Origin of the sequence: Streptomyces sp. LUP47B (genome assembly GCF_001746295.1) — a bacterium.
Lineage (GTDB): Bacteria > Actinomycetota > Actinomycetes > Streptomycetales > Streptomycetaceae > Streptomyces.
Genome location: NZ_MJAH01000007.1, coordinates 74652 through 97834, shown reverse-complemented (window position 1 = coordinate 97834; position 23183 = coordinate 74652). Strand labels below are relative to the sequence as shown.

Annotated in this window: 24 protein-coding genes, 1 tRNA gene and 1 pseudogene; 19 read left to right on the top strand and 7 right to left on the bottom strand. The window is 69.0% G+C overall.

From position 1 onward, the window contains the following. Positions 1-465 precede the first annotated feature (465 nt). Positions 466-1431 (bottom strand): YafY family protein, encoded by a 966-nt coding sequence (locus tag BFN33_RS22820; protein ID WP_069761975.1) that lies wholly within the window; start codon positions 1429-1431, stop codon positions 466-468. Between the two features lie 93 nt (positions 1432-1524). Here BFN33_RS22820 and BFN33_RS22815 point away from each other — a divergent pair, with 93 nt between their 5' ends. The 9 genes from BFN33_RS22815 to BFN33_RS22780 all read left to right on the top strand — a co-directional run bounded on the left by BFN33_RS22815 (position 1525) and on the right by BFN33_RS22780 (position 6916). Next, on the top strand, positions 1525-1893 hold the full coding sequence (locus BFN33_RS22815) for a VOC family protein (RefSeq protein WP_069761974.1): 369 nt from the start codon (positions 1525-1527) through the stop codon (positions 1891-1893). Between the two features lie 116 nt (positions 1894-2009). Next, on the top strand, positions 2010-2336 hold the full coding sequence (locus BFN33_RS55565) for a leucine zipper domain-containing protein (protein WP_176742447.1): 327 nt from the start codon (positions 2010-2012) through the stop codon (positions 2334-2336). A 297-nt stretch (positions 2337-2633) separates the two neighbouring features. Then, positions 2634-2798 (top strand): 50S ribosomal protein L33, encoded by a 165-nt coding sequence (gene rpmG, locus BFN33_RS22810; RefSeq protein WP_069761973.1) that lies wholly within the window; start codon positions 2634-2636, stop codon positions 2796-2798. A gap of 46 nt (positions 2799-2844) precedes the next feature. Then, complete coding sequence (locus tag BFN33_RS22805; RefSeq protein WP_069761972.1) at positions 2845-3105, top strand: type B 50S ribosomal protein L31; 261 nt, start codon at positions 2845-2847, stop codon at positions 3103-3105. Positions 3106-3151: 46 nt separating this feature from the next. Continuing rightward, positions 3152-3274, top strand: coding sequence for a type B 50S ribosomal protein L36 (gene ykgO / locus BFN33_RS22800; RefSeq protein ID WP_006130958.1), 123 nt, complete (start codon positions 3152-3154; stop codon positions 3272-3274). Positions 3275-3395: 121 nt separating this feature from the next. Next, on the top strand, positions 3396-3743 hold the full coding sequence (locus tag BFN33_RS22795) for a hypothetical protein (RefSeq protein WP_176742446.1): 348 nt from the start codon (positions 3396-3398) through the stop codon (positions 3741-3743). Between the two features lie 73 nt (positions 3744-3816). Continuing rightward, on the top strand, positions 3817-4575 hold the full coding sequence (locus BFN33_RS22790) for a phosphotransferase enzyme family protein (RefSeq protein WP_069761971.1): 759 nt from the start codon (positions 3817-3819) through the stop codon (positions 4573-4575). A 337-nt stretch (positions 4576-4912) separates the two neighbouring features. Beyond that, positions 4913-5719, top strand: a complete 807-nt coding sequence (locus BFN33_RS22785) for a S1 RNA-binding domain-containing protein (RefSeq protein ID WP_256122838.1) — start codon at positions 4913-4915, stop codon at positions 5717-5719. A gap of 282 nt (positions 5720-6001) precedes the next feature. Further along, positions 6002-6916, top strand: coding sequence for an NADP-dependent oxidoreductase (locus BFN33_RS22780; RefSeq protein WP_069761970.1), 915 nt, complete (start codon positions 6002-6004; stop codon positions 6914-6916). A gap of 493 nt (positions 6917-7409) precedes the next feature. On the opposite strand, the gene BFN33_RS22775 is transcribed toward BFN33_RS22780, so the two are convergent. Then, positions 7410-8540 carry a ferritin-like protein gene (locus tag BFN33_RS22775; RefSeq protein ID WP_069761969.1) on the bottom strand — a complete coding sequence of 377 codons (1131 nt, stop codon included), beginning with the start codon at positions 8538-8540 and terminating at the stop codon, positions 7410-7412. Between the two features lie 609 nt (positions 8541-9149). Here BFN33_RS22775 and BFN33_RS55560 point away from each other — a divergent pair. The 5 genes and pseudogenes from BFN33_RS55560 to BFN33_RS22760 form a co-directional block, all read left to right on the top strand. Then, a pseudogene (locus BFN33_RS55560) lies at positions 9150-10448 on the top strand (BTAD domain-containing putative transcriptional regulator); the annotation flags it as partial. Positions 10449-10558: 110 nt separating this feature from the next. Then, positions 10559-11389 carry a tetratricopeptide repeat protein gene (locus tag BFN33_RS55555; protein ID WP_370743314.1) on the top strand — a complete coding sequence of 277 codons (831 nt, stop codon included), beginning with the start codon at positions 10559-10561 and terminating at the stop codon, positions 11387-11389. After that, entirely contained in the window at positions 11316-11510 is a 195-nt protein-coding gene (locus tag BFN33_RS55550; RefSeq protein WP_370743308.1) for a hypothetical protein, read from the top strand. The genes BFN33_RS55555 and BFN33_RS55550 overlap by 74 nt, the downstream gene beginning before the upstream one ends. Before the next feature lie 14 nt (positions 11511-11524). Then, the gene (locus tag BFN33_RS54470; RefSeq protein WP_069761968.1) at positions 11525-11893 is read left to right on the top strand and encodes a winged helix-turn-helix domain-containing protein; all 369 of its coding nucleotides are present in this window, start codon (positions 11525-11527) and stop codon (positions 11891-11893) included. Next, positions 11787-13055 carry a BTAD domain-containing putative transcriptional regulator gene (locus BFN33_RS22760; protein WP_370743313.1) on the top strand — a complete coding sequence of 423 codons (1269 nt, stop codon included), beginning with the start codon at positions 11787-11789 and terminating at the stop codon, positions 13053-13055. The genes BFN33_RS54470 and BFN33_RS22760 overlap by 107 nt, the downstream gene beginning before the upstream one ends. Positions 13056-13295: 240 nt before the next feature. Here the strand turns inward: BFN33_RS22760 and BFN33_RS22755 are convergent, their stop codons facing one another. Next, entirely contained in the window at positions 13296-13466 is a 171-nt protein-coding gene (locus BFN33_RS22755; RefSeq protein ID WP_057613752.1) for a hypothetical protein, read from the bottom strand. Between the two features lie 440 nt (positions 13467-13906). Between BFN33_RS22755 and BFN33_RS22750 the strand changes: the two genes are divergently transcribed. Next, positions 13907-14440: a phosphoribosyltransferase family protein gene (locus BFN33_RS22750; protein ID WP_069762250.1), complete on the top strand. Its 534-nt coding sequence runs from the start codon at positions 13907-13909 to the stop codon at positions 14438-14440. Between the two features lie 882 nt (positions 14441-15322). Here BFN33_RS22750 and BFN33_RS22745 read toward each other — a convergent pair. Continuing rightward, positions 15323-16642 carry an MFS transporter gene (locus BFN33_RS22745; RefSeq protein ID WP_069761966.1) on the bottom strand — a complete coding sequence of 440 codons (1320 nt, stop codon included), beginning with the start codon at positions 16640-16642 and terminating at the stop codon, positions 15323-15325. Positions 16643-16717: 75 nt separating this feature from the next. Between BFN33_RS22745 and BFN33_RS22740 the strand changes: the two genes are divergently transcribed. Together BFN33_RS22740 and BFN33_RS22735 are read left to right on the top strand one after the other, a co-directional pair. Further along, entirely contained in the window at positions 16718-17215 is a 498-nt protein-coding gene (locus tag BFN33_RS22740; RefSeq protein WP_069761965.1) for a transcriptional regulator, read from the top strand. 473 nt (positions 17216-17688) lie between these two features. Continuing rightward, positions 17689-19311, top strand: coding sequence for an alpha/beta fold hydrolase (locus tag BFN33_RS22735; protein WP_069761964.1), 1623 nt, complete (start codon positions 17689-17691; stop codon positions 19309-19311). 159 nt (positions 19312-19470) lie between these two features. Here BFN33_RS22735 and BFN33_RS54465 read toward each other — a convergent pair whose 3' ends face one another. Beyond that, a complete protein-coding gene (locus tag BFN33_RS54465; protein WP_079140993.1) occupies positions 19471-19743 on the bottom strand; it encodes a DUF6083 domain-containing protein in 273 nt (90 codons plus the stop codon). A gap of 377 nt (positions 19744-20120) precedes the next feature. Here BFN33_RS54465 and BFN33_RS53225 point away from each other — a divergent pair. Both BFN33_RS53225 and BFN33_RS22730 read left to right on the top strand, forming a co-directional pair. Then, positions 20121-20203: transfer RNA gene (locus BFN33_RS53225), tRNA-OTHER, on the top strand. 223 nt (positions 20204-20426) lie between these two features. Further along, on the top strand, positions 20427-20837 hold the full coding sequence (locus BFN33_RS22730; RefSeq protein WP_069761963.1) for a VOC family protein: 411 nt from the start codon (positions 20427-20429) through the stop codon (positions 20835-20837). Between the two features lie 292 nt (positions 20838-21129). Here BFN33_RS22730 and BFN33_RS22725 read toward each other — a convergent pair whose 3' ends face one another. Beyond that, positions 21130-22281, bottom strand: a complete 1152-nt coding sequence (locus BFN33_RS22725) for an ATP-binding protein (protein ID WP_256122837.1) — start codon at positions 22279-22281, stop codon at positions 21130-21132. Between the two features lie 247 nt (positions 22282-22528). Beyond that, the gene (locus BFN33_RS22720) at positions 22529-22954 is read right to left on the bottom strand and encodes a hypothetical protein (RefSeq protein ID WP_069761961.1); all 426 of its coding nucleotides are present in this window, start codon (positions 22952-22954) and stop codon (positions 22529-22531) included. Positions 22955-23183 lie beyond the last annotated feature (229 nt).

The window sequence follows — 23183 nt, the reverse complement described above, 5'->3', positions numbered from 1 at the left end:
TGCCCAGCTCACCCCCACGCCACCGGAAGATGAGAGATCCGTAACCAAGCCGCAGCGGGCGAATGGCTCGTTTTACACCCGGGGCTCACGACAGGCCGATGTCGAGTGCTGTCCAACGACAGCGAAGCTCCGGCTTCCCCCTGTGGCCCACTGCGCCCAACGCCTCCGCAGTCTTGCGAGACCGGAGGCCTGCGCAACGAACTCGACGCCCTCGCCCGGGCCCCGGCGGAGACGGGCACCTCACCCCAGGTGACGTTGCCGTCCTGCTCGCGACGGACACCGCGAACGGACTGACCGCCGTCGACGAACAGGGCAGACGGTGGCGCGCTCAGCGATAAAACGCTCGTCGGCGACGACTCCCGGGCTGGTGGCACCCCCGGTAACGACCACCGTGCGACGACCTGAACCCTTCGAACCGCTGCATCCCGGCAACAAAAGCTGTCCACAGGATGCCGTTGACGTGGGTCAGGACGTTGCTGGCGGCGCATAGTGGTGGGCAAGACTGGTGGCGAGGTCGCGGAGGTGAGCTCTGGCTTCGGTGGGGCCGTGCACAGTGATGGCGCTCCCGAACGGCAGTAGTGCTCGCACGTCCTCCAGATGCAGGAAGCGGATTGTTACCTTGTGGCCGGTGGCGGATTCTTCATGGTCGTCCCGGACGAGTCGTAGGCCAAAGATCCGTTGCGCTCGCTCGATCTGGGTCTGGTCGATGGTGGCGCTGACCTCTATCGCGTGGTTGTGTTCCCACTGAATAATGAGCGCTGCAGCGACGGTGGCCAGGGTCTGGCTCTCGCGGATCCGTCGTAGCTGGTCGACTTCTGCCCACGTCGTGATGCGTTCGAGTCGGTACATGCGTGGCACTCGGGCACAGTTGGCGACGAGGTACCAGATGCCGGCCTTGGCGAACAGCCCGTAGGGATCCACGACCAGGTCGCGTGGGCATGACTCGCGTGGGCTGTCGTACTGGATCCGTAGCCGGCGGCCTCGCCGCACTGCGTCGATCAGCGAAGCCGGAGTCGTGCCGAAAGCTCGTGCCTGACGCCAGGGACGGCTGTCCACGTGTACTACGTCGGTGAGCGGCAGGAGCTCACGAACTCGACGCGGCTGTGCAGCGGCGATCTTGGAGAGCGCGCGCCGACCTTCGACCGATGCGTTGAGCTCCGCACGTTGCTTCTCATCCAGCCCGGTGAGCGACAGATGATCACGCTCGCCCGGTGTGAGTCGCGTGAGGTCGAGTCCGGATCCGGGCAGCATGGTCACGCCTCCGAGGCGGCCCCGGTGTGCGGTCACCGGCAGACCGGCGTCGCGGAGCCAGTTCAGATCTCGGGTGATGGTTCGAAGGGACACCCCGAGCGCTGAGGCGAGTTCCTGTGTGGTGACGGCTTCCCTCGATTCGAGGAGCAGCATCAGGGCGAAGAAGCGGTCTGGGGTCACACTCCAATGTTTTCAGGAATTTGCGACACGATGCGGCGCATATCCCGGTCAGGCTGGTGGAGGCGTACCGACCACCTGTGAGAAGGAACAACCATGACCACCTCCGTCGTGTCCATCGTCTACGTGAACGACGCTCCCACCGCAGCGCGTTTCTACGGCGACCTCCTCGGCATGAGCCCCTCGTTCGAGACTCCGGGATACATCACCTTCGACCTCGGGCCAGGCGCTGACCTCGGTCTGTGGTCTGGCCAGTTCGAGGATCTGTCACCGGACGTCCCGCGCACCAGTGAGGTGTGCCTGGCCATTGAAGGTGGACGACCCGACGAGCTCAACGCGATCTTTGAGCAGTGGAAGTCCCAGGGGGTCACGATCCTGCGCGAGCCTCATGATGCGGGGTTCGGGCTGACCTTCCTCGCAGCCGATCCTGACGGGAACCGTATCCGCGTCGCACCGAAGGGCTGAAAGGCCGCAGTGCGGCAGGCGCGCACGATAGGTGTCGCGCCTGCCGTCGTCTGACTTCGAGAGGACGACGAGCGCCCACGCGGTGCGCGCTGAGCGTCGAGGGTGGTAGGCGGCTGGTGAAGCGGTGCCAGCCACGTCCTATCGCCCACGTCGTCGCTGAGATGCGTATCTCTCGCGCATGCGCCGGCACGTGGGTGCAACGCTGGCGGCTACCCGGTGATGCAGGACTGCAAGACCGGCCGTCGAGTCCGCGCCGGAGTCCGAACGCGACTCCAGCATGGGTCATCGAGCAGATCGAGTCGTGGCGCCGCGAGCACAAGTGGTCCGCGCAACGGAATCACCGACGAACTTGTCAGTATCGGGTTTGTGATCGACCGGCAACCGTCAGCCGGCACCTGACCCGGCTCGGCGATCAGGCCAAGGTCGCTAGCCGGGCGAAGTAGGCCGGGGCAAAAATCGTGGCTACGTCTACCTGCACTCCGTCATCGATGGATTCTCAGGGCTCGCCTATGCGAAACCGCTGATCGACCACATCTCCTCGACGACCGCCGCGCGGCTGACCTGCGGCGGATGCGGGACGCGAGCTTCGGATCGGTGGTGGGGGGACTATCGGGCCGATCGCCCTGGCGTGGTGGTCGATCGCCTGGAGTGATCGGGAATGACGAGCCGGACGGCTTTGTTGCAACGACTGCATGACATGACCGAGTCAAAGCACTCGGTGGTGGTGGAAGGAGTACCTCATGGCACGCAGCACCACGCGGCCCGTCGTCACCCTCAGGTCGACGGCCGGCACCGGAGTCACCTACGTGACGCGCAAGAACCGTCTGACCCACCCCGACCGGCTGGTCGTGCGCAAGTACGACCCGGTGGCCGACAAGCACGTTCCGTTCCGCGAAGAACGATGACACCCGCCTCGGTCGTCTACCGAGGTTTCTCAAGGAGGCACAACCCATGAGGTCCGGCATTCACCCCGTCTCCCGCCCCGTTGTCTTCCGCGACCGCGCGGCAGGCTTCCAGCTGCTCACCCGGTCCATCGTCGACACACAGCGCACGGTGGAGTGGGAGGACGGCACAACGTACCCGGTCGTCGACGTGGACATCTCGTCCGCGAGTCACCCGTTCTACACCGGCACCTCGCGGGTCGTGGACACTGCGGGCCGAGTGGAGCGCTTCGAGCGACGCTACGGCCGTACCGCTCCCGTCCGTCCCTGACGGCCTGGGCCGTCTCACCCCTGCAAGGCCCTGCAAGGAGGCCGCTATGAAGGTTCGAAAGTCCCTGCGCTCGCTGAAGGCCAAACCCGGCGCTCAGGTGGTGCGCCGGCGGGGCGTGACCTTTGTGATCAACAAGAAGGACCCCCGCTTCAAGGCCCGCCAAGGCTGACGCCACTGCGCAGCAACGCAGCACTCAGCGGCCCGGCATCGCACCCGCGGTGCCGGGCCGCCGCCCGTGACGGCGGCGGATCGGAGTACGCGCTGACCATGGGCTGATCGAGGTGGCCTACTTGGAAGCGATCGCCGCCTTCGCGCAGGAATCGGGCATTAACCGGCTGGAGATCCGTGAACCCGAGGTCACGGGCTTCGTTGACTTCGGTCTGGAGGCGCCGGTTGACGCACACAGTCTCGCTGGGCTGATCCCGCCCGACCTCACCGGCCACTACGGCGGTGCCGAGGTCTCAGTGCCGGTCGCGCTGCAGCTGGTCCGAGCCATGCTCCGCAACCAGGGCGCCTGGAGCCGGTTGGAGCAGCAGGGCACGTTCACCGTGCACGTCGGGTGGCATCCGCGATGTCGCCGACAGGACCGGGCTTGCGGGCCTGGGTGGTTCCCGTCGCCCAGCGGCGCCCTGCGGTGATCCCTATAAATGGGGTGAACGCGGCGGGCTGATCGCACATGCTGGCTCGGTGCAGCATGATGAGGAACAGCCGTTGTCCGGCGGGAACGTCAGCACTGGTGTCGTCCGGGTCGGAGATACCGTCCGCCGCCCGAGCGGACCGTGGACCCCCACTGTGCACGCTTTGCTGACCCACCTGTACGAAGTGGGGTACCGGGCGGCGCCCCGCCCGCTGGGCATCGACGATCAGGGGCGCGAAGTCCTGACCTTCGTGCCGGGAAACGTGGTCTGGCCCGACCGGTTCTCCCTGCTGGACGACGAGCGGCACCTGGCCGACGTGGCGCGACTGATCCGGGACTTCCACGAGGCCGTGCAGGGCTTCACGCCACCGCCCGACGCGCACTGGCAGGTGCTGATCCCCGCCGAGGGCAGCGACATCATCGCCCATCAGGACCTGGCACCGTGGAACCTCGTGGCCGGCGACGAGGGGCAGTGGGCTTTCATCGACTGGGACACCGCCGGCCCCGGCTCCCGCCTGTGGGACGTCGCCTACGCCATGCACGGGTTCATTCCGCTGTCCGCGCATCCCGACTGGCAACGCCCCGACGCCGCAGCCCGGCTGCGGGTCTTCGCCGACGCCTACGGCCTCGACGAGGCCGAACGCCGCCACACGGTCCCTCTGCTGGGGCGCCGAACGCGATCCATGCACGACTTCCTGCGCGACCAGGCCGCCCGGGGCGTCCAGCCCTGGGCGACACTGTGGGCCGAAGGCCACGGAAACGCCTGGCGCAGCGACGCCGAGTACATCGAGCAGCGCGAGGACCAGTGGATGCATGCCCTGCTCGCCGACTGATTACGGTCTCGGCTTACGGCCCGTCTAGTGATCTCTCGCCTGGTGCCGCTGGGCGACCGGATCTGACCCAGCTCGCAGGCGGTTCTCGGTTGACGACATCACGCGCGGAAGCGCAGTAACTGCGCGCCGCCAACCTGCCCCCGGCATGGTTCTCTCGTGCGATCGCCCCCAGACAACGATGCTCTGTCACAGCTGTTGTGACGGAGCACGACAGATCGCGAGTGGGGTACGCCCCAACCTGCGAGTAGTACGGCCATCACATTCTGTGGTGCCGGGCCGCGGGATGGCCGCCGGAAAACCCGTCATGGGAGGTCCACGCGGACGTTAGGCTCCGCCCATGTCCGAGTCCCTCCCCGATCCTCGTATGCAGTCTCTGATCAACAAGCTCCGGCCGGGTCCCGTGAGGAGCGTGACGGTTGCAGGGTTCGACGGAGCGGACGTCCTTGTTCTCCTCGGGGAGTCGGGCAAGGAGGACAGCGAGGTCGGCCTCATTCCCCGACACGAGGCGTCGGCCCGCCGCACCGACCACCCGTCCGAGGTCTTCAATGTGGGTCAGCAGATCGAAGCCGAGGAGATCGGACGCTGGCGAGGGCAGCTGAACCTCTCGGCCCGTGCCTGCGAGAACCCGGAACTGCGCGCCTTTCTCGTGGCCATTCAGCCTGGGCAGATCGTCTCCGGGACCGTGTCTGCCGTTCACAACTTCGGGGTCTTCGTCCATCTTGACGGCGAGCCTCGAGGGCTCTGCACGGGGTTCATTCGCGTGCCCGACCTGACGTGGTCCTGGATCGATCACCCCTCGGACGCAGTCGATGCAGGCCAGCGGGTCACCGGTGAGGTGATCATGTCTGAGACGCGTAGTGGCCAGGTCACGATCTCCTTGAAGGCTCTCCTGGAAGATCCTCTCGTGCGGTTCGCTGATCAGACGGGTCATGTCATCGACGGGGCTGTCACGAAGATCGTCCCCTTCGGCGTGTTCGTGCGCCTCGCTCCCGGCATCGAGGGACTTCTGCATGTTTCCGAGATGACCGACTCGTCCGTCGTAAGCCCAGGCCGACTCGTGAGTGAGGGCGACCAGATCACGGTGCGGGTTGCCGAAGTCGACCTTCAGCGACACCGCGTCACGCTCTCCGCCCACGACTCCTGAGTCCGGGGCGCCGAGTGGCTCTGGTCGGTATCCGGGGCTAGGTTCGGGCCAGAATCGGTCGGAGTAGGCGTAATCGACCGGTCGGGTTCGCATTGATTGGCCCAGCCAGACACGCTTCAAATGGCCCACATGTCCGGGCCACAAGCGGCATAGCCTCGACACCAATGCGGCCGAACCCACGAGCGACCTGTGCAGGGATCCCAAGGTCGAGACTGCTGCTTGCTTGGGGTTCGGTCCGTGCCTCCCGGTGGGCCGGACTGAGTGAGAGGACACAGATCTGCTGTGAAGGCGTGCGGAGTATCCGGGGCCGAGAAGGAAGTCGCCCTGCTGGAGTTGCCCGAACCGTCATCTCCCGGACCCGGTCAGATCCTGGTCGCGGTCGAGGCGGCCGGGGTCGGCCCGTGGGACGAACTGCTCAACGGCGGTAGCTGGGACGTGGGGCTGCGCCCGCCGGCGGCGCTGGGAGTGGAGGGCGCGGGCAAGGTGCTGGCCATCGGCGCGGGTGTCACCCGGTTTGTCGTGGGCGACCGGATGCTCGCGCATGAGGCCCCGCTGCCCGGGGGAAGCGGCTTCTGGGCCGAACGCGTCCTGCTCAACGCGGATCACGCGGCAGCCTGCCCACCCGGCCTGGACGCCGTGCACGCGGCGGCGCTGCCGGTAAACGGACTCACCGCGTGGCAGGCCCTGGAGAAGCTGGACCTCAGCCGAGGCCAGCGGCTCCTGATCACCAATGGGGGCGGGGCCACCGGAGCCCTGGCCATCCAGCTCGCCGCGGCCAAGGGCATCGAGGTGACCGCGACCGCGTCTGCTGCCGCCGAAGAGCGCCTGCTCGGTCTGGGAGCGATGGAAGTCGTCGACTACCACGACCCGAACTGGTCCGCCACGGTACGCGGCGGGTTCGACGCCGCCCTGATCATCGCCACCGGCACGGCGGCCGCCGCCCTGCCTTTGGTGCGGGACGGTGGCCGGCTGTGCTCCCTGACTTCGGACGCGCCTGCGGAGGAACGGGGCATCACGAGTCGGGACCTCTACGTCGAGCCCAACGCCACGCAACTCGGCCAGATGGCGGGACAGGTCGCCGACGGAACTTTGAAACTTGCGCCGGAACCCCTGTCGCTGAGCGAGGGACCGGCGGCGTTCGCCCAGGTGGTCAGCGGACGGGCCGGCGGGAAGAAAATCGTGCTCACCCCAGCATGACCCGACCGGCCATGGTCTTCATCCAGGGTGGCCTGACAGGGGCCGGTTGCTCGCCACTCTGTCGCGAGCCGAGCACGCGACACTGCGCCTCGCGGCCGCCGGGTGGGTGTCAGCTGCGGTCCCGCGGCGAAGGCGCACCGAACTCGGCGAACACCTCGTCACGGAACAGGCGGCACGTGTGCTCCAGATCGAAGTGGCGGAGGAACGACCGCCACGAGCCGTTCACTCCATTCGCTGTGGCGGCGGTCCCGACCAGCACAGCCAGACCGGCTTGCTCACCCGCCACTGGGCAGCTTCTCCGCGGTCAGGCGGATGACGGTGCCCTCGATGATGGGCAGCTGTCCTCGTCGTCGACCCCGGCCACCCGCCTCGTCAGCCTCGGGTGCAGCCGGGGCCCACGCCTGCGCGTTCGCCGTGCTCTCGACAAGGCAGGCGTGAACCTAAGGCACAGCGAGGTTCTCGACGTCTCACCGCTTACTGGGCACGAGCTTCGCTAGGGGAGTGCGTGGAACTGGGGGCCGTATGTGCTGCGCGTGCCGGGGATCTCGGTCTCCATCAGCTGTACGGCGGGCTCCTCCAGGGCGCGCATGGCGTGAATGGCCGCATTCAGGGAGCGGGGACCGCCGTCGCCCCAGGCGGCGTCGAGGGAGTCGAGCAAGGTGGTGTAGATCGTGTCGAACCTGTCCAGGACCTGTTGTACGGGCGTCGGCGGGCTGGGCCAGCCGCCTGCCGGGACCTGGGCCATGGGGCGTGCATCGGGGAAGGGGACGGGTGCCCCGGTGAACGTCCAGCCCGTGTCGGTCTGTTGCAGTTGCCGGCCGTGGTAGATCTCGCCGAAGGCGTAGTAGTGGGCAGGGTGGTCGTCGGCGAAGGAGTCGGCCGGGGAGCTGCTCGTGCCCTCGCCCTGTTCCCTGATGATGTCGATGGAGCGCTCTGCGTCCAGGAGGGTCTCGACCGGCCGCAGTTCGTCGGATCCGATGTGGGCGCTCAGCTGTCCGCGAGCCGACAACTGGGGGGCCTCGGTCCTGAAGCTCTGCAGCATGGCACCGTAGAAGGCGCCGATGGTGGGCGCGGCGCTGTCGTTGAGGGCGAGTGGTTCCTCGGGGGCTTCGATGGCCATCATCACGTCGTGCACGAACGTCCTGGTCAAACCCGACAGGTACACGGTCACGCCGGGTCGTACGCCGCCGGGCAGCGGGCCGGGGTAGGTGGGGGCGGCCGCCCTGATCCGGGGCCTGTCACCCACGGCTACGAGAAGGTTGCACACCACGCCCAGGTGGTACATCTCGTCGTCGATGATGCGCCGGATCAGTCGCGCGGCTTCCGCGCCGCGGTCCCTGATGGACCACCAGCCGCACAGGTACGGCGGGATGGTGGACAGTTCCAGCTCCACGGCGACCTGTAGGGCCGACCTGAGCCAGTCGATACCGCGGCCGGCCTCGGGCATGGCCAGCAGGCGCACCACGGAGTCGAGAGGTGGGTCGACTGGTCCGTGGTGGGGACCCGCGGCCGACGCCGATGCGGCTGTCGCGGTGGCTGACGCGCCGGCCGTCACGGCGGCCGTGGCCAGGAAGGTCCTGCGCTTGAGTGGAGCCAGCGCCGGACTCTTAGCGTCTTCCCTCATACCGGTCTTCCTCGCCTCGCAGTCGTGGCCCTGCCTCCGCTTCAGGCGTACGGGACCATAGATCAGCTGGCGAAGCTAGCAGGCATCACCGCAGATGAGAGGCTTGACGTGTAGATGTGGTGCTACGGCCACTCTGTCAGGCCAATCCGGTGGAATGCTGGGGAGGCAGCCCCCTCCCGAGCCGGTCGCCCGGTCTGCCGGGCTGCCCGAGGGCTCGCGCAGGAAGCGAAGGGCGCCCAGCTATGCCTGCCGCCCGTTCATGGTCTCCCTCACCGTCGTCGGACACCGGAGCAGCGGAGGGACCGCAGCAGCGCGGTGTCGCTATTTGTGGAGCACGGGGCCCGACCGGTACAGGTGGGCGCCCCGTGCCGTGACTACCGGCGTCAGCTCAGCCGCGAATGCCCGCACCTGCCATGCGTTGGTCCAGGCGCCGACGTTCCGCCCAGGGAGGACCTCCGGCGCGCGGAGGGCGACGCCCGGCTGCGGGAGGAGGCGAAGGTGATGCTGCGCGGGTACCTCGTGCCTGTCGCCGCCCACTGTCGGCCCCAGAGGTTTGTGCGGCCCTCTCCGCGCTACCCGGGGTAACAAAAAACGCCACGCAAAGTGAGGATGGGGTGGAAGATCAGCAAGGGGGGAGGACCGGTGGAGCCGGTGGAGTTCTCGGTTCTGGGGCCGGTCCGGGTGCAGCGGCCCGGGGAGGAGGTTGCTCTCGGCAGTCCGCAGGAACGGGCCCTGCTGGCACTGCTGTTGGTGCGTGCCGGGCAACCGGTGGCCGTGAGCGAGATCGTGACCGTGATGTGGGGTGCACGTCCGCCGCACAGTGCTGTGAACGTGGTCCGGCGTCATGTCGGCTCCCTGCGCCGCCTGATGGAGCCAGGCCTGCCCGTCCGGGCCGTAGGACGATGGCTGGCCCGGGACGCGGGCGGTTACCCGTGGACGGCCGACGCCGACTCGCTGGATCTGCTGCGGTTCCGCCGACTGCGGGACGAGGCCCGGCGGGCGGAGCCCGGACAGGCGGTCGGCCTTCTCGTCGACGCCCTTTCGTCTTGGCGGGGACCGGTCGCCGGGGACATCGCCGCCGAGGTGCGTGAGCGCGCCGGTTTCGGTGCCGTCGACCGAGAACGTCAGGCGGCGGTGCGGGAGGCCGCCGACGCCGCGCTGCGCGCCGGTGTGCCGGTCGTGGTGCTGCCCCTGCTGCGGCAGGCCGCAGCCGACGACCCGCTGGACGAACCGGTGCTGGCCCGGCTGATCCTCGTGCTGGCGGCGATGGGGCACCATTGCGAGGCCGTCGACACCTACCGCACGGCCGCCACCCGCCTCGCCCACGAGCTGGGCATCGACCCCGGGGCCGAACTGCGCGAAGCACACCGCGCGTCGCTGCCGGACGCCACGCCGCCGGCCTCCTTGCCGAGGCCCGCCCAACTCCCGCACGACCTGCCGACTTTCACCGGCCGCGAGAGCGAACTGGACGACGTACTGGCCGGGTCGGACCCGACCGGGGGAGTGGTCATTACGGCGATCGGCGGGATGGCCGGCATCGGGAAGACCACTCTGGCCGTGCACCTGGCGCATCGGGTCGCCGAGCGGTTCCCCGACGGGCAGCTCTACGTCAATCTGCGCGGCTTCGACCCGTCCGGTGCCGTGATGAGCGCGGGCGAGGCGGTCCGGCTCTTCCTGGACGCGCTCGGGGTGCCGCCCGAGCGGGTGCCGCACGAGGTGGAGGCCCAGGCGGCCCTCTATCGCGGCCTGTTGGCCGGGCGGCGGTTCCTGGTCCCGCTGGACAACGCGCGCGACACCGATCAGGTACGCCCGCTGCTGCCGGGCACCCCCGGCTGTCTGACGATTTTCACGAGCCGCAGCAGGCTGTCCGGGCTGGTCGCCGCGCACGGAGCGCACGCGCTGACCCTGCGCCCGCTCCACGCCGGGCAGGCCAGGGCGTTCCTGGAGCGCCGGCTCGGCGCGGCTCGGCTGGCCGGCGAGTCCCGGGCGGTCAGTGAGATCACCGCCCTCGCGCTGGCCTGTGTGGCGGCGCGCGCGGCGACCCATCCGCACTTCCCGCTGTCGCCGGTGGCAGCCGAACTGCGGGCGGCGCACGGCAGCCTCGACGCCTTCAACAGGACCGACCCGGCTGTGAACGTCGGCGCGGTGTTCTCCTGGTCGCTGGGCGCCGTCTCACCCGGCGCGGCCCGCCTCTTCCGGCTGCTCGCCTGGTATCTGAGCCGTTCTTCGACCGCCGGGGCCACTGGCACGAGGGGGCGGCCGCCCAGCGCACGGAGCTCGCATGCGCGCTCAGGCTGTCGGATCCCGCCTGGGAGGCGCGCGGGCTGCGCGGGCTGGCCCGGGCGGAGGGGCGGCTGGGCCAGCACGACAGCTCCCTCGTGCGGTTGCGGCGCGCCCTGGAACTCTTCACCGAACTGGGCGACACGACCGGGCAGGCCCACACCCACCGCAGCCTCGGGTGGGTGTGCGAACAGCAAGGCGACCTCCCCGGCGCCCTCCGGCACAACGAGCGGGCCCTGGAACTGTTCCGGCAGAGCGGACCGCGGGTCGCGCAGGCCAGCGTGCTCAACTCGGTCGGCTGGTATCAGGCGTTGATGGGCCGGTACCGGCAGGCCCTGAGTCACTGCTTCGAGGCCCTCGCCATGCTCCAGGACCTGGGCGACCGCTACGGCCAGGCGGGTCACCTGGGACAGCATCGCCTACGCCCAGCACGGACTGGGCCGCCACCCACAGGCCCTGCTCGGTTACCACAACGCGCTGACGCTGTAACGGGAGTTGGGCGTCCCGTACATGGAGGCCTGCACCCTTGCCCACATCGGCGACACCCACCTCGCCATGGGTGCCCCTGAGGAGGCGGAGACCTCCTGGCGCCAGGCTCTCGCCCTCTTCGCCTCACTGGGCCACCCGGACGCGGAACAGGTCCGTGAGCAGCTGCTCGCCGCCCGGGGCGGCAGACGCGATCTCGCCTGAGGGGGCGACCGAGCTTGGAACACGAGGAGTCGCTGCGTTTCGAGATACTGGGCCCGTTGCGGGCGACGCTCGGCCCGAGCGAACTCGACCTCGGCTTTCCCCAGCAACGCGCCCTGCTGGCATTGCTGTTGGTGCGGGCGGGGCGGCCCGTACCCGCGGGCGAGATCGTCGCCGTTCTGTCGTCGGAGGGTGCCGCCCCCAGCGCCATGAACGTGGTCCGCCGCTACGTCGGTTCCCTGCGTCGCCTGCTGGAGCCGGGCCTGCCGCCGCGCGCTCCTGGCCGCCGACTGTCGCGGGGCGCCGACGGATACCGGCTGGAGGCGGCCGAGGACGAGGTCGATTCTGCTCAGATTCAGGGGTCTGACCAGGCGGGCCAAGCGTGAGGCGGCCACCGGACGGCCCGAACCGGCGCTGCGGCATTTCGTCGAGGCGCTGCACGAGTGGCGGGCCACAGTGGCGGCCGGCATCCCCTCGCCCGTGCGGGATCACGTCGTGTTCGCCGAGATCGAACGCGAACTCGTCCGTACGACGGTGATGGCCGCCGACGCGGCTCTGCTGTGCGGCATGCCCGAACCCGTCCTGCCCCACCTCGGGCGCGCGGCCCGGCTCGACCGCCTCAACCAGTCCCTGCACGCGAGGAACGTCCTGGCACTCGCCGCCTGCGGTCGGCAGGCCGAGGCGCTGGCAGCCTACGAGTCCGTACGGCGGCTGCTGGCCCGGGAGCCGGGTGTCGCGCCGGGCGCGGAGCTGACCGCGGCCCATACGCGTGTACTCCGCCAGGATGTGCGATCCGCACCGCGGAAGCGGGACCTCGCGCGACCTGTCCAACTGCCGCCCGAACCACAGCAGTTCACCGGCCGACATGCCGAACTCGACAGCCTGCGAACGGCAGTCGACTGCTCGACCGTCCTGTTCACCGGCATGCCGGGCATCGGGAAGACCACTCTGGCGGTGCGCTGGGCGCACGAGGTCGCCGATCGGTACCCGGACGGTCAACTCCACGTGAACCTCAGGGGTTTCGACCCGCTCGACGACCCGCTGACGCCCGCGGCGGCGCTGCGCTTCCTGCTTCCCGTTCTCGGCGTGCCCGGGCACCGCCTGCCGAGCGGTCCGGACGCGCTCACCGGTCTGTACCGGACCGTGCTGTCCGGCCGCCGGATGCTCCTCCTGCTCGACGACGCCTTCGACACCGAGCAGGTACGTGCCCTGCTGCCCGCGTCGCCCGACTGCCTGACCCTGATCACCAGCCGGCGCGGCCTGTCCGGCCTGGTCGCCGCCGGAGGCCGCCATCAACCAGGCCGTCGCCACCCTGCGCGCGACCCTGCACACCAACTGACCCGGGAGACACAGAAGATGACCACCACACCCACATGGGCCCTGGTGGCCGAAGCGGACCAGGCGATCAACCCGGAGGTGGAGCGCTTCGGCGCGAAGCGGGCCGGCGCGACGATCGTCGAACTGGCGGGCGCCTCCCACGCGGTCGCCGTCTCCCAGCCCAAGGAGGTCGCCGCCCTGATCCGCGACGCGGTACGGGCGACGAGCTGACCGCTCAGTCGACTACCAGCAGGCGGTGCCCGTGCTCGTCACGGAGCTGGAGCGCATCACCGCCGAGCCGGCCGGGGCCACTGGAAGGGTGTGGCGCAGGCTGGGGCGCCTTTGAGTGGCCGACGCTGACCGAGGCGCTGGACAACCCCGACGGCGACGTGCGCTCAGGATGCTCTGAACCGGGACGTGCCTGTGGCTCCGGATACATCCGGAGCCACAGGCACGTTGCTGCTTGGCGGGTTACCAGCGATACCAGCGGCCCTTGCGGCCGCCCGTTCCGGCGGAGCGCATGACGAAGCCGAGCAGCCACACGACCAGCACGATGACCGCGAGCCACCACAGTGCCTTCAGCGCGAAACCCGCGCCGAAGAGGATCAGAGCCAGCAGAAGAACGACAAGCAGGGGAACCATAGTTATCAACCTCCGTCGCTCCTGGTGCCCGGCGAATGCCAGAACACACGGTCGATTTACCTGGTTTCTCCACCGCTCATGCGGGCACTGGACTCAGTTTCTCCACGGCGTCCACCTCGCCGCCGGACCGAGTTGAACGCAGAGTGGTCGCCGGCACCGGCGGTACGCGACACGTTCGACGCCTTCCGCCGGGGCACGATCGACGAGCCCGCGGGTCTGCTGCGGTCCACCCGATTGGCGCGGCCGGAGGACGGGGCACTGGAACGGTATGCCCCGGGGCGTGTTCTTCCTGCCGCGCCGCCGGGCTGGACGGGACAGTGCCGCAGCTTCCGGTCACAGATCAGGAGCGCGGCGAAGGCGAGGTGTCGGTCACCAGTCTGCATTCCCCGAACGGAGAATCCGGTTGCCCGGACCGCCAGTCCGTCCGCAGACTCGCGATCATGATGTCTCACGCTCGTGGCCTGGCCCTCGAACGCTTCCGGTGGGTTGGCGGCCATGCCGACGTCTGGCAGATCTTCCGCGACCCCGGGGCGCTCACCGCGGTGGTCGGCGGCCTGGCCGGGCCGTTCCGGGACGACGGCGTGACGGCCGTCTGCGGTATCGAGTCGCGGGGGTTCCTGCTCGGCGCGGCGGTGGCTGTCGAGCTCGGTGTCGGCTTCGTCGCAGTACGCAAGGGCGAGGGAATCTTTCCGGGGGAGAAGCTCACCCGGCGCAGCGCCCCCGACTACCGGGGCATCCGCCAGGAGCTGCGTCTGCAGCGGGCGGCGGTGGGCCCCGGGGACCGGGTGCTGCTGGTCGACGACTGGATCGAGACGGGCAGTCAAGCGTCGGCTGTGCGGTCGATGGTCGAGCAGTGTGGCGGCCACTGGGCCGGCTGCACTGTCATAGTCGACCAGACCACCCCGGCCTGCCGCGCCGACCTGGGCGTTCGCAGCGTTGTTACCGCCGCCGAACTCCCGGCATGCGAGGCGTAGTTCTCACAAGGCTCCGCCTGGCAGGCCGATCAGCTGAACTCCCGCCCCTTGGAGAGCAGTGGACCTGACCGCCACCGGCGAACCCGTCATCGTGCATCGCGGCGTGCCACGCCTTGGTGCAGTTCGCAGCTGTCCACGCGAAGCCGTGGGTAGCGCAGGAGGTCAAGTTCTCGGCCAAGGGCCGGACGGCAAGCCGGTGGGACTGACCGTGGGTCTCTTCAACGACACCTGCCATGACGCCCGATTGGGGATCCCGCCGCGATCTGGAAGGTCGTGGCCCTCGCCGCGACCTCCGCCGCAAACGTCGGCATCTCCGACGTGCCGCCTGGCCGCCCCTGATGTTGGGATGTCGTCAGCATGCTCGCTGAACGCCCTCCCCACACGAGGAGATCCCCGAGAACATGCCTGGCGCGATGCCGCCCATCCCCACTCGCAGCCACCCTCTACCGAATCCAGCGAGACAGCGCACCGGCACGTCGGAGAAGCAGCAAACGCCTCGACTCGCGACGAACCGCTTGCCGCCCTCGCAGCCGCCGAAGACATCACCGGAGCGGCACGCGGAAGGTGGGTCAACGCTGGCCTGGTGCAGGACGAGTATCACGATTGCGTGGTGGCTGGACGACCGGCAAACAGCTCACCAGATGGAAACCCCCGGCCGTGCCTCCGCCCGGACTTTGACGATCAAGCGGCGGGATCACGGAACTGCGGACAGTGGCGTTTTCAAAGAACCCCATCAGCAGGGCAGGCACCGCGTGACGCGTACCGTCCGGGCGCGCTTCCTCGGCAACCGTGCTGACCAGATGCTCAGCGACGCCGAGCGGACGGCCCGCAAGGAGTGATGCTCTGGGCCGCTGATCGTGCCGAGATGCACTCGCCTCGTTCTCAAAGTTCGCTCGGCGACAACGGGCCGGCAGCGGGACTTCCATCGCCCGCCGACCCAGCGTGGGAAGGCAGTTCGCGCATCCGGCGCAGCGGCGACAGGAAAACGGACAGGAAAGTGAGTGACTGGCCGACCGCCCCGGCCAGTAGCGTGGCGCGGACGCCAATTGTGGAGCCGAGCAGGCCGCCCGTCAGCGCACCGAAGGGCATCGTGCCCCAGACCAGGAACCGCATCGTCGCGTTCATCCGGCCGAGCAGCCCGGGCGGGCACAGCGCCTGCCGGAAGCTGACCTGGTTGATGTTGTAGATCACGATGCCCATCCACATGGCGATCTGCGCGACCGCGAGCAGCCCCAGCGTCCAGTCGCGCTGTACGAACGGTGTGACCAGCGCGCACGGTCCGGCGATGGCGATCGCAATCCAGATGGCCGGGCCCTGGCCGACCTTCGCCGCGAACCGTCCGGCCACCAGCGCACCGATCAGGCCACCCACCGCCGCGGTCGAGGTGAGCAGGCCGATGATGCCCGGAGAGAGCCGCAACTCGCGGGCGAGCAGTACGTAGAAGACCGCGGAGATCACCGAACCGAACAGGTTGGTCGTGCTGGTGCACATGGCGATGGCGCGGAGTATCCGGTTACCGAGTACGAACCGCAGACCGTCGCGGATCTCCCGCAGCAGGTTGGGGTCGGGGCTGCGCTCGGGGCGCGGCGGCCGAACCTCGATGCGCGTCACGCACGCGGCCGACCACAGGAAGCTCACCGCGTCGACGAGTACCGCGTAGGGCGCGGTGAGTGCCTGGATCAGCACGCCGCCGAGGCCAGGGCCCGCGATCTGGCTGAGCGACTCGCTGGCCTGGAGCTTCGCGTTGCCCTCTACCAGCAGCTCCCGGTCGATCAGCTGGGGGAGGTAGGACTGGTAGGCGACGTCGAAGAAGACGGTGCTGACTCCGGTGGCGAGCGCGATCACGTACAACTGCTCGATCGTCAGCACCCCTAGGAGCTGTGCCACCGGTACCCAGGCCAGCAGAGCAGCCCGAACCAGGTCGTTGATGATCAGCACCCGGCGAAAGCGCATCCGCTCCACCCACGCGCCGGTCGGCAGGCCCACCGCCACGAACGCCGCGGTCTCGCATGCCGCCAGTACCCCGACCTGCCAGGTACTGGCGTGCAGCGCCAGGATGGCGACGAGAGGTAGCGCCAACTGGCTGACTGTTGTGCCGAACTGACTGACCGTCTCACCGAGCCACAGTCGACGGAAGTCGGCATGCCGCCACAGTCCGCCACGATGGTCAGGGCGGCCGGGCGAGGACTCGGTGGCAGTCATGGGCAACTACCGTGGAAGAGTGATTGGGTTTTGTCAATCACTTGTCCTGCCCGGCCCGTCAGTAGGCTACTGACCATGAACGAACGTCGGCCGGCGACCGACGCGGAGGCGAAGGCACTCGCCTCCGCGCTCCGCCTGCGTATCCTGCGCATTTGCCTCGGCGAGGCGCACACCAACAAGGAGATCGCGACGATCCTCGGCTGTGCTCCCGCCAGCGTGCTGCACCACATCAGGACACTCGTACGCACCGGTTTTCTGGAGGCCCAGGAGGAGCGACGCGGTGCGCGCGGCGCACGGGAGATTCCCTATCTGGCGACGCGGAAGTCCTGGCAACTCGATGCGCCCGCGCAGGACCGGTCAATGCTCGACGCGTTCCTGGAGGAGCTGGCGCTGGCCCCCGCGGCCGAGGTAGACAGCACCCGGCTCGGGCTACGCCTGCCGTCGGCGGAGATGGAGGAGTTCCAGACTCGGCTCCGCGCCCTGATCGAGGAGTTCGCCGCCCGCCCGGACGATCCGACCGCGCCCGCCTGGTCGCTCTTCATGGTGGTGCACCCCGACCCGAACCGGCCCTGACGATCGGACCCTACGGCCAGCGCGTCGCCAAGATCACCAGCCTCGCCCCCAGCCAGGTTCTCACCACCGAAGAAGGCGTCCGACTCGCCCTCGGCCCTCGTCCCATCGACGTCCTCCCACCACTGGACCAGCTCCTGATCTCCCTCGCTGGCGACCGCGACCGCGCCTTCGCGCTCGGGCAGGGCACCGACCAGCCCTGGCGTCTGCCCGGCACCCACACGGGCCGCCCCGCAACCCCTCCAACTGCCCACGCGCCCTGTCTCCTACGGGCTGCCATCCCGGCGCGGACGCGACAGCGCGCTGATGGACCTCGCAGCACAGATGCCCCCGCCGTCCTCAGCGAGGTCGCCCCGATGGAGGAACCGAGGTACGCCCGCCGAACTCAGCCGCCGCGCCAAGAGCGGAGATCAGCGTCGGATGCCGGCAGTGCCGCTCTCAAAAGACGGAGACAACGGCGTGAGTGAATAGGGGACATGCTCTTCGACTTCACGTACGACCACGACGGTGAACGGCTCAGCGGTGTGTACGGCGGTGATCCGTCCGGGGCCAGCGTTGTGGTGCTGCATGGCGCGGGCGCCGGCAGCATGGAGCGACTGCGTCCGCTGGTGCGGGAGTTCGTGGCCCACGGCTGTCGCGGAGTCGCCTTCGACTTCTCCGGGCACGGCGAAAGCACCGGAAAACTCAGTGAGTTGAGTCTGCGGCGACGGTTCGAGCAGGCCGTCTCGGTGATCGACGCGTACGCGGACGCGGACGGGCCGTTGGTCCTGGTGGGGTTCAGTATGAGCGGGCAGACGGTGGCCGATCTCGTTCGGCACTACGGGAGTCGAGTCGCGGCGCTTGGGCTGTGCGCGCCCGCCGTGTATGCCGCCGAGGCGTGGGACGTGCCCTTCGAGCAAGGGGACGGCCGGTTCAGCGGGATCATCCGGCGGCCGGACAGCTGGTGGGAGGCGCCCGCGCTTCAGGTGCTGCGGGCCTACGAGGGCCGGGCGGTGCTCGCCGTGCCGGGCACGGACACGGTGATCCCGCCCGCGGTGACCGAGGCCGTACAGGACGCGCTGGCCGCGCGCGCCCAGTACACGCGGTTCGACCTCCCGGACGCGCAGCACCAGCTCGGACTGTGGTTCCGTGATCACGGTGAGGACCGGCGGGAGTTCGTGGAGGCGGTGCTGACCGGCCTCGACGATCGTGGCTGGACGGCCACGCGGGCGTGGGTGGCCAAGCAGCTCGGCCACGGCCGCTCGGTCGCGGACTCCCGTCAGCTGGCCGGTGGTTGGAGCTCCCAGATGCGCCGGCTCACGCTCGACGACGGCACGGCTCTGGTGCAACGGACCTTCGTGAAGCCGTTCTTCCGCCACCACGGGCCCGGGCTGCTGGCCCGCGAGGCGTCCGTCCTGGCGCTGCTCGCCGGGCATGAAGGCATCCCGGCTCCCAGGTTCGTCGCCGTGGACGCCACGGCCGAACACTGCGACCACCCGACCCTGCTGATGTCCGCGCTGCCCGGCCGCGTCTGCGTGGACGAGGACGACCTCGACCGGCGCCTGGACCTGCTCGCGGCCCAGCTCGTCCGCGTCCACGGCGTCGTACCAACCGAAAGACCGCGCACGTACCAGGCGTGGACGTCCCCGGAGCGCGCCCGCACCCCGGACGGTCCCCTGTGGGAGCGGGCCGTCGAGGTGATCCGCCGCGACCCGCCACCGTACGAAGGCTGCTTCCTGCACCGCGACTTCCACCCCGGGAACGTGCTCTTCACCGGAGCCGGGCCCGGGCTGCGGATCACCGGTGTCGTGGACTGGGTCGAAACCTCGTGGGGACCTGCCGACCTCGACGTGGCGCACTGCTCGACCGCGCTCGCGCTGTTGCACGGGCCGGCGTACGGGCTGGAGTTCCGCGAACGGTACGAGGCACATGGCGGCCGCGACCTCGCCGACAACTCCGACCACTTGTACTGGCGGCTGATCGACGCCCTGCACTACTGCCCCGACGCGGCGAAGCTCGCCGGACCGTGGCGTGAACTGGGGCGAGACGATCTGACGTCCGAGGTGCTGGGAGAGCGACTGGAGGCGTACGTGGACGGACTGCTGCAGCGATACGGCTGACCGGCACTCGTCCGACACCGACCCGAGGAGGCGTGCGCATTGGCCGACGTGGTGCTCGTCCGGGTCCCTTTCGGTGTTCCCCGCCGCTCCTCGCCGGTCGCTGCTCGATCGGGCATGCAGCGGGCACGAGGTCGGGCCTCCGGCTTGCTGCCGTGTGATCTACGGCTCGCCGCACTCGGGGATACACATCATGCGGTGAGCCGGCACGACGGGTTCGCTTGGTAGCGGGTCGATTCCACGGACCCGTACGGCCACGATATCCGTAGGGATGGGGGATTGCCCCGGAAGCCTCGTCAAACGCCACCTGAAGGCCTCTGGGACGTCTTTGGCGGGCAACTCCACCAAGGCGAGACTCACCCACCGGTCGTAGTTGGTGGGATACACGCGTACCAATGAGCCACATTCAGGGCAAAGTGGCGGCTCGATCCACATCACGTCGTCGGGGCCGGGATCCGGTCTGGGGGCGGCTGTGGCCCCATCGGCTTCGGCCATCTCGTTGGCCAGGGTGTTCCAGCACGCCTCGCAGTAGCTCGCCATGAGGCCGAACCGTCCGCGCTCACGTACCGCGTGGCTGGTATCCCCGCAGCGATGGCATGCCAACTGGTCACGATCCCGAGTCGCCCCCATGCGTTCGAGTGTGAGCGAATCTGACCGGATCCCAGTAGGTCGCGATTTGGCCGTATTCGACGATCCGGGGTGCAGATGGCCATTTATGCCCGGTGATGAGCTCGACCTGAGCTGGTGCCCTGAGGCATCACCCTTCGAAAAGAGATGGGCTCGCCAGTCCCTGAGTCAGTACGATCCGGCTGGCCATGAGTCGTTTAGCGGCCCAAGACGTCGCACTCGGGTTCGCCCCGACGCGGAAACCCTGGTTCGAATCCGGGCCGTGGCTACTTTCGACATGCCCCGCTTGTCCCGTGCGGGCTGTCATCTCGATGCGAACTACGGGCGGGGGCGGTCGCTGAGGCCTCCCGGGCTGGTCATCGGGGTGTCAGCGGACTATGACGGTCACCTGTGGTCGTCCTGGTTGCAGTACTCCTCTGCTGTACAGCACGCAGCGGAGCCGCTTAAGGGCTGTCTCGAAGTCGGGTGTGAGCTTGTGCCAAGATCGCAGGATGCTGCGACTCACCGATTTCATTATCGACTGCCCGGACACGATGAAGCTGGCGGCTTTCTACGCCGAGGTGACGGGCCGTCCGATCAAGGAAGGCAGCTCCGAGGACTGGGCCGGCATCCAGTTCGGCGAGATCGAGCTGGCATTCATCCGGGTGGACGACTACCGCGCTCCGCAGTGGCCCGACAGGGAGCACCCCAAGCAGTTCCACCTCGACTTCGAAGTGGATGAGATCGAGCCCGAGCAGCGCCGCGTCCTCGACCTCGGCGCGACGCTGAGGCAGGACTTCATCGGCCCCAACGGCTACGGCTGGCAGGTCTACACCGATCCGATCGGCCACCCCTTCTGCCTGTGCCGCAACAAAGGCGTCATCTGGACCGACGAGGGCCCGATCTGGCCCAAGCGCGACTAATTGGCCGCCCATGCTCACCCACCACTCTCCCCAGCTCCCATCCGGTCCGTCGTCGACCCACAGCTCAACCGTCGGCACGGACTGGCTGCAATGGCGCGAGTGAGCGTAGGCCCCGCCTCATCGTCGAGGCAGCACCCTGGGTCACGTCCGCTGGAGCCGGGGCAATCTTTGGCGATTCCGTCGCTTGAATCGCCTTGGCAGCTTTCGTCCTCTTCCAAGTGGGCAAACAGCCGGGTGGTACGAGATTTTCGCCGGCTTTTCTGGGCGGAAGGCCGGGGCTGTCCGCTGCCGTTCAGTCCTCGTGGAGGCCGCGGACGAACCGGGCGACGATCTCCGCTGCCCGCTCGGGCCGCTCCTCGAACCAGATGCCGAGGTACTCCCGGACGGCCTCCCCGACACAGGCCCGCACAGCGGTGTTGCCCAGCAACCCCACTGTGGCGCCGAGGAATTCGGGACGGTCGAGCTTCACCGACACGACGGCCGTGAGTCCCTCGCCGATCCGGGTCACGGCGGTATCGGGCTCGGCCGTCGTCAGAAACCCCCGCCTCCGCGCGTACGCTGTGACCGCGGCCGTCACTCCGTCACGGAAGCCGTCGACGTGCGTGCCGCCCTGGCGGGTGGCCAGGCTGTTGGCGAAGCTGTGGATCCGCTCCTCGCGGGACCCGTTCCACAGGAAGGCCACCTCCATCGCCCCCGCCATCCGCGGATCCTCCCGCTCGAATCCGATGACGTCCTGGTGGATGAGCGCCCCCGCCTCCGCGTCGAGAGCGGCGACGAAGTCCCGCACTCCGCCCGGGTACCGGAACATGACCGCCCGAGCCTCGCCCGCCGGGCGTTCGTCGGTGAGGGTGATGCTGAGGCCCGCGTTGAGGAAGGCCACTTGCCGGAAGCGTTCGGCCAGCACGGCGAACGAGCAGCTCGTCGTCTCGAAGATCTCGGTGTCGGGCCAGAAGGTGATGGTCGTCCCGCTTCCGGCCGCCGGCCCCACGGTCGCGGGCGGCGCGACCGCGACACCGCGCGCGTATTCCCGGGCCCGGAGGATCCCCTCGCGCCGCACCTCGGCCCTCAGTCGGCTCGACAGGGCGTTGACGATGCAGAGCCCTACGCGGGGGTGACCCACGGCCGCGGTATGCCGGCCACCGGGATCGGGGCCGGCGTGGAGGCTGGTCAGCAGCATTTCGAGGCCCGGGCCGCCGGTGTTCCCGGTGGCTTCGAACACGTCCCCCGGGCCGTTGTCGGCGACCCGCACACCGCCGTCACACGTCAGCGTGACGTCGACGCTGCCACCGCGGCCGGACAGCGACTGGTTCACCGCCCGGCCGACGGCCTCCCACACCATCTGCAGCACCCCGCGTTCACCGACCGAGCCGATCCACATCCCGGGCCGCTTCCGAACGGCTTCCCGCCCCTCCAGCACCTCGATCGCGGCAACGTCGTACTCCACGCCTTCTCCACTCAAGATGACCCCTCCCACGGCTTCCGGCGGACCTGCCCAGCCTAGGCGGGATTCAAGAAAGCACCAGGTCAGAGCCATTTCGCTGAAGCTGTGGGCGGGCGGGTGACAGCATGCCGGGGAGCGGTCGGTCCGGGGGCCGCGTACCGCCCCCAAAGGGTGTCCGGGGCCCCACCGGTGCCGTGCACGACCCTATTTTGGGAGCCGCTGAGGGCCCTGATTCGGAAGGTCGCGCAGCTCAGGTGAAAGACAGCAGCATGTTCGTCTCGCCGATGGCAAGTGTGGTGCCGATGACGCAGAACAGGCCTTGAACGACGGTGGTGGTCGGCATGCGGAGCCGCGCGTGGACGTAGCACGACACGGCGAGCGCACACGGGATGAACCAGACCACGGCCAGCTGAAGAAGCGACACGTCCTCGCTCTTGGCGGGCGTACGCCCCGGCGGCCCCGAGTGCGACATCCCGACGATGAACATCAACAGAGCGACTCCCGCCAGGGCCGCGGCATCGGCCACGGCCAGCAACAGTGCGACCGCGGCATCGGTCAGCCGAGAGGGCCGCTGCCTCTCCGCCCCGATGCCCTCGTCCTCATCCGTGACGGACCGCCCGCCGAAGCGTCGGCGCAGTCCGCCGATACCGTTCCGGATTCTCTCCCACCAGGCCACTGCTCGACTGCACCACGGAGGCGCCGATTCCGCCCGGCCCGGTCCATAACGACTCGGCTTCCGCCGACGGAGGCCGACGGAGGCCGACGGGGACCGACGCGGGGCCTTCGGGGTGTCGTACGGGTGTCATGGGCGGAACGTGATGCCTGCGGGCCTGCGCGCAGGGACCGAACGGTATGACGAAACGCTTACGTCCAGGCTCACCGGAGGCTCATACGGCCTTCCCCGA